General features: G+C 33.3%; 18 protein-coding genes. 15 read left to right on the forward strand and 3 right to left on the reverse strand.

Features of this window, described 5'->3' with window-relative positions; all coding sequences use genetic code 11:
• Positions 1-11: 11 nt before the first annotated feature.
• Complete coding sequence (locus tag TDE_RS03420) at positions 12-527, forward strand: nitroreductase family protein (protein WP_002681932.1); 516 nt, start codon at positions 12-14, stop codon at positions 525-527.
• Between the two features lie 15 nt (positions 528-542).
• Here TDE_RS03420 and msrB read toward each other — a convergent pair whose 3' ends face one another.
• The 3 genes from msrB to TDE_RS03440 all read right to left on the reverse strand — a co-directional run bounded on the left by msrB (position 543) and on the right by TDE_RS03440 (position 3,013).
• Positions 543-1,607 carry a peptide-methionine (R)-S-oxide reductase MsrB gene (msrB, locus tag TDE_RS03425; RefSeq protein WP_002672271.1) on the reverse strand — a complete coding sequence of 355 codons (1,065 nt, stop codon included), beginning with the start codon at positions 1,605-1,607 and terminating at the stop codon, positions 543-545.
• 144 nt (positions 1,608-1,751) lie between these two features.
• Entirely contained in the window at positions 1,752-2,243 is a 492-nt protein-coding gene (locus TDE_RS03435) for a threonine/serine exporter family protein (protein ID WP_002681934.1), read from the reverse strand.
• Positions 2,243-3,013 carry a threonine/serine exporter family protein gene (locus tag TDE_RS03440; RefSeq protein ID WP_002672268.1) on the reverse strand — a complete coding sequence of 257 codons (771 nt, stop codon included), beginning with the start codon at positions 3,011-3,013 and terminating at the stop codon, positions 2,243-2,245. The genes TDE_RS03435 and TDE_RS03440 overlap by 1 nt, the downstream gene beginning before the upstream one ends.
• 207 nt (positions 3,014-3,220) lie before the next feature.
• Between TDE_RS03440 and loaP the strand changes: the two genes are divergently transcribed.
• From loaP to TDE_RS03510, 14 genes are all read left to right on the forward strand, one after another.
• Positions 3,221-3,748, forward strand: a complete 528-nt coding sequence (gene loaP / locus TDE_RS03445; protein WP_002681936.1) for an antiterminator LoaP — start codon at positions 3,221-3,223, stop codon at positions 3,746-3,748.
• Positions 3,745-5,232 (forward strand): polysaccharide biosynthesis protein, encoded by a 1,488-nt coding sequence (locus TDE_RS03450; protein ID WP_002681937.1) that lies wholly within the window; start codon positions 3,745-3,747, stop codon positions 5,230-5,232. Before loaP ends, TDE_RS03450 begins: the two co-directional genes overlap by 4 nt.
• A gap of 6 nt (positions 5,233-5,238) precedes the next feature.
• A complete protein-coding gene (locus TDE_RS03455) occupies positions 5,239-6,582 on the forward strand; it encodes a S41 family peptidase (RefSeq protein WP_002681939.1) in 1,344 nt (447 codons plus the stop codon).
• Positions 6,583-6,939: 357 nt separating this feature from the next.
• On the forward strand, positions 6,940-7,776 hold the full coding sequence (locus TDE_RS03460; RefSeq protein ID WP_010956802.1) for a CPBP family intramembrane glutamic endopeptidase: 837 nt from the start codon (positions 6,940-6,942) through the stop codon (positions 7,774-7,776).
• 114 nt (positions 7,777-7,890) lie between these two features.
• On the forward strand, positions 7,891-8,412 hold the full coding sequence (locus tag TDE_RS03465; protein ID WP_010956803.1) for a hypothetical protein: 522 nt from the start codon (positions 7,891-7,893) through the stop codon (positions 8,410-8,412).
• A gap of 151 nt (positions 8,413-8,563) precedes the next feature.
• Positions 8,564-8,848, forward strand: coding sequence for a hypothetical protein (locus TDE_RS03470; RefSeq protein ID WP_002681943.1), 285 nt, complete (start codon positions 8,564-8,566; stop codon positions 8,846-8,848).
• Positions 8,849-8,881: 33 nt separating this feature from the next.
• Positions 8,882-9,277, forward strand: coding sequence for a hypothetical protein (locus TDE_RS03475; protein WP_002681947.1), 396 nt, complete (start codon positions 8,882-8,884; stop codon positions 9,275-9,277).
• A gap of 49 nt (positions 9,278-9,326) precedes the next feature.
• Complete coding sequence (locus TDE_RS03480) at positions 9,327-9,530, forward strand: hypothetical protein (RefSeq protein WP_002681954.1); 204 nt, start codon at positions 9,327-9,329, stop codon at positions 9,528-9,530.
• A 43-nt stretch (positions 9,531-9,573) separates the two neighbouring features.
• Positions 9,574-11,727 (forward strand): peptidase domain-containing ABC transporter, encoded by a 2,154-nt coding sequence (locus TDE_RS03485; RefSeq protein ID WP_002681955.1) that lies wholly within the window; start codon positions 9,574-9,576, stop codon positions 11,725-11,727.
• Positions 11,724-12,866 carry an HlyD family secretion protein gene (locus TDE_RS03490; RefSeq protein WP_002681956.1) on the forward strand — a complete coding sequence of 381 codons (1,143 nt, stop codon included), beginning with the start codon at positions 11,724-11,726 and terminating at the stop codon, positions 12,864-12,866. The genes TDE_RS03485 and TDE_RS03490 overlap by 4 nt, the downstream gene beginning before the upstream one ends.
• On the forward strand, positions 12,863-14,248 hold the full coding sequence (locus tag TDE_RS03495; RefSeq protein ID WP_002681957.1) for a hypothetical protein: 1,386 nt from the start codon (positions 12,863-12,865) through the stop codon (positions 14,246-14,248). Before TDE_RS03490 ends, TDE_RS03495 begins: the two co-directional genes overlap by 4 nt.
• Positions 14,249-14,377: 129 nt before the next feature.
• The gene (locus TDE_RS03500; RefSeq protein ID WP_002681958.1) at positions 14,378-14,566 is read left to right on the forward strand and encodes a hypothetical protein; all 189 of its coding nucleotides are present in this window, start codon (positions 14,378-14,380) and stop codon (positions 14,564-14,566) included.
• A 64-nt stretch (positions 14,567-14,630) separates the two neighbouring features.
• Entirely contained in the window at positions 14,631-15,896 is a 1,266-nt protein-coding gene (locus TDE_RS03505; protein WP_002681959.1) for a S41 family peptidase, read from the forward strand.
• A 237-nt stretch (positions 15,897-16,133) separates the two neighbouring features.
• A complete protein-coding gene (locus TDE_RS03510; protein WP_245522445.1) occupies positions 16,134-16,337 on the forward strand; it encodes a hypothetical protein in 204 nt (67 codons plus the stop codon).
• Positions 16,338-16,375: the final 38 nt, after the last annotated feature.

Genomic DNA, 16,375 nt, shown 5'->3' on the forward strand with positions numbered 1-16,375 from the left:
GGAGGTAGGATATGAATGAGGTTATTAAGAACATGCTCACGCGTGTGAGTGTCCGTAAGTTTACGGCTGAGAGAGTCGAAGACGAAAAGCTTAAAACAATTGTAGAATGTGCTAAGGCTTCTCCGACAGGAAAAAACAGACAGATGAGGAAATTTACTGTTGTGCATAATCGGGAAAAGATACAGGAACTTGCAAAGGCTGTTTCTTCCGTACTCGATATTCCGAATTATAGAATCTATGATTGCGATGCGTTGATACTCATCAGCTTTGAAGAAGACGACCGCTTCGGTTACTGTGATTCTTCGGTTGCAATTGAGAACATCTATCTTGCGGCTCATGCCTTGGGATTGGGTTCCGTTTGGATAAATCAGTTGAGAGAAAAATGCAATTCACCGGAGATAAGACGGGTTTTAGATTCTTTTAATATTCCTAAAAATCACGTAGTCTGCGGAATATCGGCTATCGGTTATCCTGCAGAACATCCCGAACCTAAAACCCGTACCGAACCTGTGGAGTTTATAAATTAAGTTTTATAGGCGATGTTAAAAATTCCCCGTAGGTTTTACATAGGGAAGATAATCGCCGTAGCCTTCTTTTTCCATTTTATCGTAGGGGATAAAGCGTAAGGCCGCACCGTTAATGCAATAGCGTAAGCCTCCTGCATCGGCAGGGCCGTCATCAAAGACGTGGCCTAGGTGAGCTCCGCCTGTTTTTGATACGACTTCAGTTCTGTTCATGCCGAGGCTTTTGTCTTCCAAATATTGAAGGGCCTGTGTTGTAATAGCCTTTGTAAATGATGGCCATCCGCAGCCTGCATCATATTTATTTAATGAAGAAAAAAGAGGTTTCCCTGTGGTAATATCAACATAAATTCCTTCAGCATCGAATTTATCATATTCGCTTGTAAAGGGTCTTTCCGTTGCCTTTTCTTGTGTAACCGAAAACTGTATCGGTTTTAAGGATTTTTTTAATTCTTCTTTTGACGGTACTTTAAATTTACTTTCATCATAAAGAGGTTTTAAAGCAAGGGTTAAGTCTATGTGGCAATATCCTCCGGGATTTTTTTGAAGATAGTCTTGATGATAGTCTTCTGCAAGAATAAAATGCTTAAGTTTTTCTACCTCAACAACAATGGGCCTCGAATATTTTTTTTGCATAAACTTTACAAAACTATTTATTTCTTTAATCATAGAATCATCTACATAATAAATACCTGTTCTGTATTGACGGCCTGCATCGTTTCCCTGTTTGTTTAAAGATGTGGGGTCTATTATTCTAAAATAATGAGCCAATAATTCCTGTAAACTTACTACCGAAGAATCATAAACTATCTTAACAGTCTCGGCATGATCGCTCTGATGTAATCCCTTGTAGTTTGCAGAATCGTTTTTTCCGTTTGCATAACCCGTGTCCGTTTCTTTAACACCGGGAATTTGGCGAAAATATCCTTCAACGCCCCAGAAGCAGCCGCCTGCAAGATATATTTCTTTAATCATTCCTTTTCCTCCAATGGGTAATTTTTGTTCTGCCTGAGCTTTTGTACATGATAGAAATAAAACTATCATCATTAAAAAACTCAAGTGGAATAAAATGTTTTTATTCTTCATATCTAATTCCTCTCGAAAAAAATGTACTTCTTTTTTTTATAAAAAACAAGAGATTTGATAATAAAATTTATTTATTCGTGCGGAGGGTTTAATACCCCGACGCTTGCGTCGTAACGAAGGGTATTAAAGCCGACTGCAACCACCTTATGAGAACAACATACCCCGATGCTTGCGTCGGGGTTGTTGATTTTTTTTCTCCGTCGTTTTTTTCTTAAGAGCCTTGATAAGGCGGGTTACCGATGCAGAAATAATTAAACCTACGGATATCGCTATTGCGATAAAAGCGGCTTGAACGCCCTCGCTCACTCCTTTTTCCAATTTGTCGGTAACAAAAAAAAGCATGGTCTTATAAACCTTAAATCCGGGAACTAAAGGAATCGTGCCTATAACTATAAAACATGTAACCGGTGTTTTTTGGAGTACCGCAAATAAATCCGCCAGGAGGCCTACGGCCAATGCTCCTGCCAAGGTTGCAAATATATAATTTATGCCGATGCTCTGAAAAAATATGAGGATTGTCCAAGAGACACTTCCGCATAGAGCACTTAAATAGGTATTCCTTTTCGGAACCGAAAACAAAAAACAAAAACAAAAACTTGCGATAAATGATGCGATCGTATGTATGTAAAGCGGCATTATATTCCTCCCAAAAGAGAATAACTGAAAAGAACAGAACCTATACCGAAGGCTATTGCAACGGCTATGAGTACGGCCTCACTGGTGCGGGCAATTCCGGAAACTAAGTCTCCCAAAATGAAATCCCGTATACCTGATGTAAAGGCTACCCCCGGTACAAGGGATAAAACGGCTCCAACTATTATCATGTCAAGATTTTTTACAAAGCCTATATGATAAAAAAGAATTGTTATTATACCGACAAAAAAGCCCGCTATAAAGTTTCCTAAAAATACCGTTTTGGAAAACTGCGTAATTCTATCATTTAAAAAAACGGCTGCAAAGGTGGCAATAAAAGTAACTATAAAATCATTTAATGTTCCGCCGAGCAAAACAGAAAAAAGACCGCAGCCTATTCCGGAGGTGGTTAATACAAGCCAATACGGATAATTTTTTTCTGCATCAATATTTTTTAAAATCTCAAGGGCTTCATTTTCAGAAATTTTACCTTGAGTAAAGTTTCTTGAAAATTCGTTGACCAAGGAAATTTTGTGTATATTGCTGCCTCTGACTTTTATGTTTTTAATATAAGTTGAGCCTTCCTTCTTGTCATTTCCTATTAATATTACTGTCGGAGTTATAAAAACGGCAAGACCGGTAATACCGTGTGAAGAGCATATTCTTAAAATAGTTTCTTCCGTTCTATGCATCTCTGCTCCGTTTTTTATTAGAAGCTCTCCTGCCGCCAAGGCTATTCTAAAAATTAATGCCGAGTTTTTTTCTTCTTCCATTATTTTCCTCATTTAATAATGATTTTAAATTCTAAAAAAGAATATAGCACAGGAGATTTAAAAAAACAAGTAATCCTTTTAATGGTTTTATTTTAGGGCAAAATAAATTAAAGGCGAGTACTTTATTCGTGCGGAGGCTTTAATACCCCGACGCTTGCGTCTGGGTAAGTTGATTCAATGAAGGTTTTATGATATAATTGTTTGTGTATGGATTATTATGTAGTTCAGGTAAGTACAGGCAAAGAAAAGAATTTTATTGAAGATGCGGAATTTAAAAATAAATTTGATGAGCTTTCTTATTCTATAGTTTTTCCTCAGAGGATTTTAAAGATAAGAAAGGCCGGTAAGGTAACGGAAAAACAGTTGCCTGTTTTTGCAGGATATCTGTTTATAGGTACTGATGAAATTTCCAAAGACTTGTATCAACATCTTAGAAAATGTAAGGGCTTTTATAGATTTTTACCTAATAATCAAGAACCGAAGTTTTTAGAAGGAAGAGATTTTGAAATCCTTAATCAATTTATTTCCTTCGGAGGCCTTGCAAAAATTTCACAAGTTGTATTTGATGAAAATGATAGAATAAAAGTTATCGAAGGACCTTTGAGCGGTCTTGAAGGTTATATTGTAAGAGTAAATAAGAGGAAGGGAAGGGCTACCGTTTGTCTGGATATGTGTCAAACAGCTTTTTCTATAGACTTAGGATTTGAAATACTAAATAAGGAAGAAAAAAAATGAACCGTCCTATTAAACAAAAAACTTCTATATATATAGTAGGCGCAGGTCTGGCCGGAACTATGATTGCACATGAAATTTCTGAAAAAAACATATTCGGTAAGGTTGCCGCATTCTTAGACGATGACCCTAAAAAAATCGGAACTAAGATTGACGGGATTCCGGTATTCGGGCCTATAAGTGAAACGGTTCATCTGATAAGGATAGATGCAGGGGATGAGGCTCTGATTGCAATTCCCAGCATGCGCTCCGAGCGTTTGCGTGAAATATATGAGCTTTTAAAATCGGCAGGTTTTTCAAAAATAAAACTTCTGCCCGCAATTTCGCAAATCATTGACGGTTCAGCTCATTTGGTACAAGCCCGCGAAATAGATCCGCAGGATTTACTTACCCGAACCCCCGTTACCATTTCTTTAAAAAAGAGTTTGGCTTATCTACGCGGAAAGCGAGTTCTAATTACCGGCGCCGGAGGTTCTATCGGAAGCGAACTCTGCCGGCAGCTTTTATCGGGCGGTGCCGAACGCCTCTATCTTTTCGGTCATGGAGAAAATTCCATTTATCAAATTTATAAAGAACTTAAAATATTGCAAGCAGGCGGTGTCGGCGACAAGGCTACAATTGTTCCGGTTATAGGAGAGTTAAAAGACCGCGAGTACATGCGCTACATCATTAAGCAATTAAAATGTGATGCGGTTTTTCATACGGCGGCTTATAAACATGTTCCTTTGATGGAAGAAAATCCTGTTGCGGTTATCGAAAACAATGTTTTCGGAACAAAGAATCTTTTGGATGCCTGCATCGAATTCGGAGTAAAACGATTTGTTTTAATTTCGACGGATAAGGCTGTTGAGCCTGTTTCGGTTTACGGCGTTTCAAAACTATTAAGCGAAAAATTGGTATTGCAGGCTGCCGAAACCGTAAAAGAAAAAAAAGATTCAGCCTACATGTTTGTCCGCTTCGGAAATGTTTTGGGATCGAGGGGATCTATCTTTCCGCTTTTTGTAGAGCAGATACAAAACGGGGGACCCGTAACCGTAACCGATAAAAAGATGATCCGCTTTTTTATGACAATTCCGGAAGCTTGTTCATTAGTATTGCAGACAGGCGGTGTTGGAAAATCGGGTGAGTCCTATCTTCTCGACATGGGAGAACCTGTAAATATTTATGAGACGGCAAAGCAGTTGATAAGTTACATGGGTTTTGAACCTGAGAAGGATATTAAGATAGAAATAATCGGCCCCAGAGAAGGCGAGCGTTTGGAAGAGCCTCTTTGGTCATCAACCGAGTATCTTGAAAAAACGGATTACGAAAAAATCATGCGCTTACGTGATAAAAAAGAATTCGATTCTAAAAACTTAAATGAAATTTTAAATACCCTATATCCGTTTTGTTTTTATAGTGAAGAACACAAAGACGATTTCCGCAATAAAGAAAAGATGCGCAATTTTTTGGAAGAAAATAAATTATTAATTTATAAAAAGGAGTAATAAAAATTGAATAATTTATTGTTCATCTATGATATAATAAAAATAAAATTTCGTCGAATGATTAAAAAAATTAATATGAAAAAATTAATAATCAGCCTTATAATATTTATTTTTGTTTCCGTGTTTGTTGTAATAGCTCTTAATGTATCGAAAAAAAATGATATAATATCAGGTTTTATTTCTGCCGAAAAAATGAAAGCCGACTATGAATATTTTTGGGATTTTATTTATAAGGGCTACCCTTTTACTGAAGTATGTGAACGAAAAGGAGCGGATTTAGAACAAATAAAACAGTCCGGATATAGATATTTAACGGATCCCATGATGCAGTATGGGTATTATTTTTTTTATAAAGACTTATGCAGAAAAATTACGGGAAATAGATATATAGGTCATCTTTATCCTTCCGATTATTTTGATTATTATTTTAATTATGAAAAGATATTTAAAAATGGTGCCCCTCAGACTTCATTAATTAAGAAGCGGGCTTTGATAGATAACTTTTATTTTCATATATATCAAGTAGAGGTTCTTAGTGATAAAAATATCGGTAGTTTTAATAATAGAAATTCTTCATTAATAGGAACTCGTAAATATTCAAAGCCGTTTATACAGATTATTGAGACCGATCATATTGCATATATAGAAATCAAATCTTTTCTTACAACGAAAGCAGAAGAAAAACAAGAGTATCTAAAAGCCTTGGAAGATTTTTTTATTGAGACTGCAAATTATAAACACATAATAATAGATATACAAAATAACGGAGGCGGACATCCTGAAAATTACGAAGCAATAATATCTCCCAATATAAATAAAGAGATAAATATAATTTCTTACGGACTTTATAACGAAAATAAATATACGAATACTTATTTGGATATGTTTTTTAAAAATTATAAATCAGAAAAAATAAATCGGCATGAAGTTCCTTATATAGAAAATTGCAGTACTGTAAAAAACGATAAGGCCTATAGATTGGAAGAGATAATTCAAGCTCGTCCTATTAACGGATACAAGCCTTGTGAAGATAAAAAATTTTGGCTTCTTGTAGATAGCGGCGTATATTCTGAAGCCGATCGTTTTACTTATATCTGTAAAAAAATCGGCTTTGCAACAGTTGTCGGGACTAATACGGGAGGTTCCGGAACAAACGGTAAATCGCCTATGTACATCGTTCTTCCCAACAGCGGCTTACTGATAAAGTTTGATTTTATGTACGGCCTAACCGAAGACGGATACTGTACTGATGAAACAGGTACTGCTCCTGATATTTATAATCTTCCCGGCAAAAGTGCCCTTGGAACCTGTTTAGAAGAGATAAGAAAATTAAGGGAAAAGACAAATTAGGGGAAAAGACAAACTTTTGATGGAGCAAAAGTTTTTCTTCTCCCCTATAACCCCTCATCTTTTCAAAACGCCATTTAAGAGGGGAACATTTTTTAGCTCCCCTCTTAAAAATCTCCCCTGATTTAGAGGTATGGATTGTCATTAAGACAAACCTACGGTTTTTCTTAATAATCTTTTCCCTTTGCGAAGTTGAGCGTTAGCTCAATGCTTGGCGTTCGCTACGGTTATTAAAAATAAATAAAATTGTAAATTTATGTAAAGAAAATACTATAAATCTTCCTTGACAAATAAGCAGGGCTGCTCTATACTTATAAGTGAAGCCGTAACAGTGTCATCACTTATTAGGAGTACTGTTTTATGCCATATAACAAAAAGAAGGTTTTAGCTGTTTTTTATTGGTTTATATCGATTATAATTGAAGCCTTTATTGCATTTTTTATTCTTGATCTTATATATGTATATGTTTTTATGTATAAAGAAGAATACTGGTATATAATTCTGGCTATTGGGTATACGGAACTGGGCATTGCAATCATAACATTTAAACGGTTTAAAGAAAACAAAAATCTTTTACAATTTAAACCTTTTAAGTTTTCTACGGTTATAAAGATATACTTTATTGGTATCATTATAACTACACTTATAGCATGGATTTTTCGTGGTTTCGGTAATTTTAAAAATATGATAGAAAGTTCGGTTATTTATTTTTTAAACAGATTTACGGGAAAAGAAAGCTTTACCGTCCGTACCATATTTAATACTAATTTTATATACAAGCCATTAATTATTTATGAATTTGTAGCGGCTCTTATCATAGCACCGATATATGAAGAACTTATATTTAGGGGAGTAATCTATGATGATACAAAAAAATTATTTAATGCAAAAATTGCCGCTCTTGTTTCTTCAATACTATTCGGCTTAATACATTTATATGGAGGCTATGCCCAAGTGATTGGAACCATTGTAAGCGGTTTACTATCAGCTTATTGTTATGAAAAAACAAAATCGCTTTATGCATGTATCTTTCTCCATTCTTTACACAATTTTATAGCCGTTGTTATGCGTAGATTATTAAATTGGCAAACATATGTTATACTTATCCTTATTTTTACGCCTGCCTGTATAATTATGCTTATTGCCGAAGGGATTAGGTATTTCGGCAGAAGAAAGGCACTCATTATAAAGGAATGATTTTATGCCATATAACAAAAATAGGAAAATAATGAAAGTTATTCAATCTAAAAAAATTATCACAAAAAAAATATTAGCTATGAGTGTATTGATTTATATTTTAGCTGTGCTGATTTGCTTTTTGCTTTCGATTTTGCTCCCTCGTGGGATTTTGGACACATCAACATTGCAGGAAGTTTTTCAAAAGATTCACAAATTCTATATGGTTCTGGAACTTTATCCGATATAAATCTTTCAGATGCTGACACAGGGGTAGCATTTTCTTTCTCGCCTTTAGAAATAGAATCAAATCAACAATTAGGGAAAACCAATCTGTTTTTTATAAATGCTGAATTTTCATATAACACATTTAATAATCTATATAAAATATTTCGCTTAGCAGTGTTTGCCAGGATAAATTGGCTTACAGAATCTAATATTTATAAATATAGATTTATGTCCGGTCTTGAATTTTCAATAATGGCAGAGATGTCTCCATTTTGCGATTGGAAATTTCCACTTATTTTTAAGGTTTTTTCAGCTAAGACAGGTTTCAGATTAGACTATCCGGCTAAACCCTCTTTTTTTTGTAGTGCAGGCATAACACTTTCACTCCCCTTGTATGGCTTAAGTCAAAGTGCTAATAAAAATTCCTAATATAGGAGAAAATTAAAATGAAAAAATTACAAATTTCTGTAAAAAAGCACTTGACATATTGCAAAAGTATGGTACACTTAAAGTAAGGTCTTTTGAAAAGCCTAAAAATATTTAAGTTTAGGTGTAGGAGCCTAAACAAAGGAGTTGTTTTATGAAAGATTTATTGAACAAAGGGTTTCAGCCTGTGTCTGAAACAGAGATGGTAATGGTTGAGGGTGGTTGTTCCCATCCTTTTTGTTTTACTGATTGTACAGCCGCTGGTACAGACAGTTCGAATGATAATTCATTACTTGAACTGTTAAAGAATTTTAAGATTAAAAGGGATGATGTAACAATAGATTGGGAAGGGGTTCATTTTGATTTTTCAAACTTTGATTTAGATATTGGTGGAATTGGAGGTGGTCGAGCCGGAATAAAAGTTACAATACCGCTTTAAATATTTTGATTTAATTCGACAATGGGAGTTTAAATGAAAAATAAATTTCTAATAATGTTGTTGTGTGTATTTATATTTTCTTGCTCAACAATGAATAGTAAGCATGCAGCTAAAAATAAACTACCGATTTATGTATTATCAGGAAAAGTGCGGATAGAACTTATATGTCAACATTCTATATATCATCATCAAAATGATTCTATAATTAAAATTCATAGGCGAGGTGTAAATAATGATTCACTATTTGAAAAAAGAATAATGTTTTTTACGGCGGGTGAGATGTTTGATCAATCATTGGTATTTTATGACTCTATTATAGCTAAAGTTGTTGCAGAGGAGCAACCTGCTGAAATAATGTGTAGCGGAAAATATTATAAAATTACTCCTGATAACAAATCTGGGATAGTTTTTTCTTTTTATAAAAATTAAGCTTAACATAAGATGCAAATAGTGTTATAATGTATTTTGAGGAGAGATCATGAAAAAATATTTTTTATATCTAAAAAAAGGATTAATATGGTCGATGCTAACTGTTGCCCTAATTCCGTTCATACATTATTTATTCGTGAATTCTTGGTATGACTGGAGTTGGTTTGCTCTTGCAATTCCCATATTTATACTACTCGGCGGTCCGTTGTATGTAGCTGCAGTTGAAAAGATAAATACTGCAAAAAAACACTAAATATGGATTCGGTTAAAACTACCATAATGTTTTTATATTAGATATGCGTTTAATTAGACAATTTGACGGGACGGATTGCGGGGCGGCTTGTCTTGCTATGGTTGCATCCCATTACAAAGCAAAATACTCTGTAACATCGATCCGTGAAATTGCCGAAACCGATACGCACGGTACAAATCTTGCGGGTCTTGTAAAAGCTGGCGAAGCTATGGGCTTTTCGGTGCAAGTTTTAAAAGGCGATAAAGAAGCCCTAAGCCAAGACCTGCCGCTTCCCTTTATTGTCCATATAAAAAAATGTGAAGAAAAAAGAGAATTTTTTCATTTTGTTGTTGTCAAAAAAATAAAAAACAAAAAACTTACAATATACGATCCAGCAGGGGAAAAGAAAAAAATTGATATTGAAGAGTTTGCAAAAACATGGACGGGGTATACTGTTTTTCTTAGTCCCTCAGCAGAGTTTAAAATACAGGATAATACCAAAGGATTTTTTGAACGCTTTGTTCCGCTTTTAAAACCCTATATTCACGAAATAATTCAAGTTATAATAGCATCTTTTTTATTGACCTTTTTGGGTATTATAAGTTCCCTTTATTTTAGATACATAATAGATGATGTAGTTTACTCAAAAGCTTTTACATCTCTTACAAGTCTTTCTATAGGAATAATTGTTTTAACTCTTTTTTCGTCAGGGCTTTCTGCGGTGCGTTCTCATATTATTTTGTTTTTTTCATTAAAGATGGATTATCATCTTATCTTTTCATATTTTAAGCATGTGTTTTCTCTACCTATAAAATTTTTTGATACAAGAAAAACGGGCGAAATTCTTTCCCGCATAAATGATGCTCAAAAGGTCCGTTCCGCCCTTTCCGGAACGGCGGTTTCGGTTGTCATTGATTCTTGTATGGTAATTATTGCAGGCGTGGTACTTTATTTTAAATCTCCCTTTCTTTTTTGGATAGGTCTTATTACCGTGCCTTTATCTTCCATTATAATATGGCTTTTTTCAAAAAAATTTGCAAAGGCCTACCGTGAGCTTATGGGACAATTATCAGAAGTACAGTCATACTTGGTTGAAGCCGTTTCAGGGGCTGCCTCATTAAAGGCCCTTAATGCAGAAGATTCAGTTTATGATGAATATGAAAAAAGAGAGGTGAAAGCCGTAAAAATAAACTATAGGCTTGGAGTTTTAAGCAATATTCAGTCTTTTTTAAATTCTATTTTGACGGGTTGGAGTTCCAACATTATTTTTTGGGTGGGGACTTATTTAATTTTAAAAGATCAATTTACTGTAGGACAGCTTATCTCATTCAATGCTCTTTTGGGCTTTTTTACAGGTCCTTTACAGAGGCTTTTGACGCTGCAGCCTAGCTTGCAGGAAGCCTTCGTTGCAGGAAGCCGTTTGGGAGAGATTTTCGATTTAAAAAAGGAAATAGCAGATGAAGGGTATTGGATAAAACCTGAAAAAATTTTAGGCAATATCGAAATCAAAGACCTGATTTTTAGATATGGAACACGTAAGCCTGTTTTAAATAAGATATCTTTAAATATAAATGCAGGAGAAAGTATAGGCTTTGTCGGAGCATCAGGCTCGGGAAAAACAAGCCTTATTAAACTGCTTTTAAAATTTTATTCGCCTGAATCAGGCTCAATAAAAATTGATGGACATAATATTGAAGATATAGATACAAAGACTCTGCGTGCAAAAATAGGTTATGTGCCTCAAGACATCTTTTTATTTTCCGGAACTATTGCAGAAAATATTTCTATTCATGATGACAATGCTTCTATTGAAGATATTATAAGGGTCTCTATGGAAACGGGAGTACACTCTTTTGTCGAAAACCTGCCTGAAAGATATAATACGGTCCTTGCAGAAAGAGGAATAAGCCTTTCTGGAGGAGAAAGACAGCGTATAGCCCTTGCCCGTGCCCTTATATCGGACCCTGACCTTTTAATCTTTGATGAAGCTACAAGTAATCTTGATACAATATCCGAAAAACAAATTCACGGTATAATCGAAAATATAAAAACAAAAAAAATAACAACTCTTATGATTGCACATAGGCTTACAACCGTAAAAAATTGCGATAAAATTTTTGTAATGCAAAACGGCGTAATTGCCGAAGAAGGAAATCACTCATCTCTTTTAGAAAAAAAAGGCTTATACTATAAGTTATGGAATGGAGATATCCTATGAAAATAAAGGATTTGGAAACGATTAAAAATAGAATCCTTTTTTTTGAGTATAGATTCCCGGTGGTCTATACCTGCTTTATCTATATAATTTTATTCATCTTTATAATTACTCTTTTATGGATATGTTTTGCAGAAATGGATCAGACGGTAAAAGCATCCGGAATCCTAAGATTAAAAACAAATACTTCAATAGGTAAGGCTGCTTATTCAGGTACCGTAAAATCAAAGAAATTTAAATCCGGTTCTAGAATAAAGAAAGGGGATATTCTTTTGATTTTAGAAACAGCCGATATTGAAGAAGATAAGACTAATACCGAAAACGAAATACATCGGTTAAATAAAGAGATTAATAATCTTCTTTTATACGAAAAGGCTGTTCATTCGGATAAAAATAATGTTCCTTTGGAACACGCCATAGCTAAGGCCAGAGCCGAAATATATTTTGCAAAAAAAGAAAAGTTAAGAATCTTTTATGAAGAAGCAAAAGAAGAATATGCTCATGAAAAAGAATTGCCTTCTTCGATGAAAACAAAAAAATCGTTAAGTTCACTTTTTGATAAATTTAAAATTGCAGAATTGGATTATAAAACTTTTAGTGCTCAAGAAATAATAAACATAGAAAGTGAAAAAAATCTTCTTACACAAAAACTTGAGTCTGCTAAAAAAACTTTAACCCGCCTTAATAAAGAAATATCCGAAAGTAAAATAATATCTCCTCTTAACGGTACGGTAGAAGAATTAATTAGAATAAATGAAGGAGATTATATATTTTCAGGTACGGAAATACTCCGTATCATTCCGGATATGATAGAAGAATTAAAAGCTGAGTTGATAATATCCGATAAGGATATAGCCGAATTAAAAATCGGTATGGAAGTAAATTTAAAATTTACGGCACTTCCGCCTTCTGAATACGGTGTTTTAAAGGGGGTAATTACAAATATTTCCAATGATAGCTTTAATAATCAAAATACTTCCTCATTTTTTTTAGTAGATGCCGATATCCTTTCTTTTTCTTTAAAAAATAATGAGCAAAAGGAAGTTAAGTTAAAGCCCGGAATGAGTACCGAAGCCCATATTATAATAAAACATAAAACAATTATAAAATTTATTTTAGAAAAACTGGATTTTATTAAATGAAACGTATTGGTTTAATATTAATTTTTTTTATTTTCCCGTGTTTAATTTTTACTGAGAGCCGTGATTGGGATGTTTTTTTTAACGAGCGGCTTTCATATTCTTTGTCTGCTTCCTTAAATGATATAGAATTTAAAAAGATAGAGCTTTTAGAATATAAAGAAAAAACAAAATGGATACCCTCACTTTCTTTTGATTTTCCAAAGCTATTTGCGTGGAAAAATATTCCTGTAGAGCTTAGTGGTGCGAATTCTTTAATTAAGACAAAATATATTGATGTTTTTAACGGTAAGTATTCTTTAGTGCTAAATCAAGCTTTACCCTCAGCCGGAAATATTTTATTTTCATTTAATTTTAATTATGAATATCTATTACAAAGTAAGGAATTTAAACAAATTCCATCTTTTACAATTCAATTTAGTCAACCCATAACTAAATATAGTTTCGGTTTTGTAAATGAAGCAAAAAAAATAAGTTTTTTAAAAAAATCGGTTAAAGAAAAAAGATTTGCACTCTACGCAGATTTTATTAAAATATTTTTAAAATCGGCTTTAAATATTGAAGTTTTAAATGCCGAATCGGTATATTTAAAAAACAAATATCTTTATGCAGCTGAACAGTATTCTACAGCCGAAATAGAATTTAAAAAAGAAAGATTAAAACTAGACGCCTTATTACAGATAAAACAAAAAATGATTGAGGCAAAGCAAGAATATGGCTTAAATCTGAATTCTTTAAATAGATTAAAAGAAGAGTTTGTTTTAAATTATAATTACGAATATTCTTTAATAAACGAAGAAGATATGTCTTCTCTTCTTGAGTTTTTAGAGAATCTTTTTTTAGACTCATATATTTTTGATATACAAAATACTGAATATGAAATATTTTTACTAAATGCAGAAAAAGAACAAGCTTACATTAAAAATGCCCCTCGTTTTAATATAGGTTTTTCTCATGCCCCTAATACATTAAAAACTAGATTTTCTTCTTACACTGCATCATGGCAAAATCTTAAACAAACCGAATGGCTGCCTGAGTTATTTATATCTTTTTCTTGGACTCCCGACTATACTTTTACACAAAAAAAAGAAATAGATTTAATCGATTTAAAAATATCTTATGCAAAAAATAAACTTAAAACTTTAAAAGAAAAAAAAGAAATTAAAAATAAGGCTAAAACATTACGAATAAAAAATCTAAAAGAAGATTTACATATTCTTTCTGAAAATTTAAATCTTTATCTTGAATTAAATGAAGAATATAAAAAACTTTATAAAGATGGAGTTATAACAAACCTTAGTTTGTTGGAATACACTGTAAACCCTTCTCGACAAAGACTTTTAAAATTGAAAAAACTTAAAGATTTGATTTTTGAAATCTTTTAAAAAATTGTAAATTTTATGCAAAAAACACTTGATATATTGTAAAAATATGGTATAGTTAAAGTAAGGTCTTTTTAAAAGACTAAAAATATTTAAGTTTAGGTCTAGCGTCCTAAACAAAGGAGTTGTTTTATGAAAGATTTATTGAACAATGGGTTTCAGCCTGTGTCTGAAACGGAGATGGTAATGGTTGAGGGGGGAGGAGGTGCTTCAGATATGGTAATAGATGGTGATAATCCTGGAGCTCAAAGACCGACACCTCCACCACCTCCTTCTAATGGCGGAGGATGTGGTGATGTAAATTGGCTTGAGATGAGATAGTAACTCTAATTTTAGGCCTCCTCCTTACAATTCTATATTTTAATTGTAAGGAGGAGTTATCGATATGAAAAAACAATTTTTATTTATTTTAATATTTATTTTTATAATTTTTTTTGCATGTTCGGATTATACAAATGGCGATGAAGTCAGATTTATTTCTTATAAAAAAATGCTATCCGATTATGAATATTTTTGGGATTTTATTTATAAAGGCTATCCCTTTAGTGAAGTATGTGAGCGTAATGGTGCCGATTTAAAGAAAATGAAAATAAAAAATTATGAGTCCTTATCGGGGCTGGCCTCTGAAAATGCTTATCTTGCCTTTTATGATAGACTGTGCAGACAAATAACGATAGGAAAATCAATCGGCCATTTATATGCTGTGGATAAATATGATTACAAATATGTATTTAAGACATCAATGATAGGAGGTCCGTTTATTACTAAGATTTTACTTATAGACGGCTTTTATTCTAAACTGATAGGTGGAAGATCAAGTACTGAAATTGAGAAAAATATATTCTATTGCGATTTTTTTAATGATGAGTTTCCTTGTTATTCCTGTGATATTTATACAGGGTTTTTAAAACGGATAATAGAACCTGGTAAAATAGCTTATGTAAAATTGGATTCATTTTTGATAGTAAGTCGGGAGATAGAACTTCAATACCTTAGAGATTTAAAAGATTTTTTTATTGAAACTGCCGATTACAAGCATATTATTATCGATATACAAAATAACGGAGGCGGATATATTGAAAATTATGAAGCAATAATATCTCCAAATATAAAGGAAAATCTGACAATAGTTTCTTATGGTCTTTATAACGAAAATAAATATACGAACCCTTATTTGGAAATGTTTTTTAAAGGTTATAGAGATATAAAAAAGATAGAAAAACATGAAGTTCCGAATATAGAAAATTGCGGCACTGTAAAAAATGATAAGGCTTATAAATTGGAAGATATGATTGAACCTTCTTATATTTTAGATTATAAACCTTGTGAAGATAAAAAGTTTTGGCTTTTAGTAAGCGGTGATGTATATTCAGCAGCAGATCGTTTTACTTATGTGTGTAAAAAAACGGGTTTTGCTACAGTTATTGGTACTAATACAAAAGGAGCCGGAAATAACGGTTTATGGCCTATGTACATCGTTCTTCCCAACAGCGGTTTATTGATAAAGTTTGATTTTATATATGGTCTAACCGATGACGGTTATTGCACGGATGAATTCGGCACTGCCCCCGATATTTATAATCTTCCCGGTAAGGATGCTTTAGAGACCTGTTTGGAAGAGATACGAAAGTTAGGGGAAAAGACAAATTAGGGGAGAGGACAAACTTTTGATGGAGCAAAAGTTTTTCTTCTCCCCTATAACCCCTCATCTTTTCAAAACGCCATTTAAGAGGGGAACATTTTTTAGCTCCCCTCTTAAAAATCTCCCCTAAGTTAGAGGTATGGATTGTCATTAAGACAAACCTACGGTTTTTCTTAATAATCTTTTCCCTTTGCGTTCCTTGCGGTTATTAAAAAAATACAAATTGCAAATTTCCAAAAGAAACACTTGACAGATTACAAAAGTATGTTAAGATTAAATATAGTGTCTGAAAGAGAGATGCTGATGGTTGAGGGAGGAGCAGGTGATAATGGGCCGCAAAAAGGTAAAGATCCTTCATGTCCATTGCCTGATGAAGGAGGTGGGGGTAAAATAATACGACCTCCTAGGCCTGGTTCAGGAAAGAAAGATCCAGAAAGTCCTAGTCCTTAATATAGGGTAGCATAGCTAATCGTTGAGATGGGGTTCTG

The sequence above is a fragment of the Treponema denticola ATCC 35405 genome, from assembly GCF_000008185.1.
GTDB classification, from domain to species: Bacteria; Spirochaetota; Spirochaetia; order Treponematales; family Treponemataceae; genus Treponema_B; species Treponema_B denticola.

What these genes read in the sequence shown, in the direction of transcription:
- TDE_RS03420 (WP_002681932.1), top strand. Translation starts at nt 12, where the DNA reads ATGAATGAGGTTATTAAGAACATGCTCACGCGTGTGAGTGTCCGTAAG.
- msrB (WP_002672271.1), bottom strand. Translation starts at nt 1,607, where the DNA reads ATGAAGAATAAAAACATTTTATTCCACTTGAGTTTTTTAATGATGATA.
- TDE_RS03435 (WP_002681934.1), bottom strand. Translation starts at nt 2,243, where the DNA reads ATGCCGCTTTACATACATACGATCGCATCATTTATCGCAAGTTTTTGT.
- TDE_RS03440 (WP_002672268.1), bottom strand. Translation starts at nt 3,013, where the DNA reads ATGGAAGAAGAAAAAAACTCGGCATTAATTTTTAGAATAGCCTTGGCG.
- loaP (WP_002681936.1), top strand. Translation starts at nt 3,221, where the DNA reads ATGGATTATTATGTAGTTCAGGTAAGTACAGGCAAAGAAAAGAATTTT.
- TDE_RS03450 (WP_002681937.1), top strand. Translation starts at nt 3,745, where the DNA reads ATGAACCGTCCTATTAAACAAAAAACTTCTATATATATAGTAGGCGCA.
- TDE_RS03460 (WP_010956802.1), top strand. Translation starts at nt 6,940, where the DNA reads ATGCCATATAACAAAAAGAAGGTTTTAGCTGTTTTTTATTGGTTTATA.
- TDE_RS03470 (WP_002681943.1), top strand. Translation starts at nt 8,564, where the DNA reads ATGAAAGATTTATTGAACAAAGGGTTTCAGCCTGTGTCTGAAACAGAG.
- TDE_RS03475 (WP_002681947.1), top strand. Translation starts at nt 8,882, where the DNA reads ATGAAAAATAAATTTCTAATAATGTTGTTGTGTGTATTTATATTTTCT.
- TDE_RS03480 (WP_002681954.1), top strand. Translation starts at nt 9,327, where the DNA reads ATGAAAAAATATTTTTTATATCTAAAAAAAGGATTAATATGGTCGATG.
- TDE_RS03485 (WP_002681955.1), top strand. Translation starts at nt 9,574, where the DNA reads ATGCGTTTAATTAGACAATTTGACGGGACGGATTGCGGGGCGGCTTGT.
- TDE_RS03490 (WP_002681956.1), top strand. Translation starts at nt 11,724, where the DNA reads ATGAAAATAAAGGATTTGGAAACGATTAAAAATAGAATCCTTTTTTTT.
- TDE_RS03495 (WP_002681957.1), top strand. Translation starts at nt 12,863, where the DNA reads ATGAAACGTATTGGTTTAATATTAATTTTTTTTATTTTCCCGTGTTTA.
- TDE_RS03500 (WP_002681958.1), top strand. Translation starts at nt 14,378, where the DNA reads ATGAAAGATTTATTGAACAATGGGTTTCAGCCTGTGTCTGAAACGGAG.
- TDE_RS03505 (WP_002681959.1), top strand. Translation starts at nt 14,631, where the DNA reads ATGAAAAAACAATTTTTATTTATTTTAATATTTATTTTTATAATTTTT.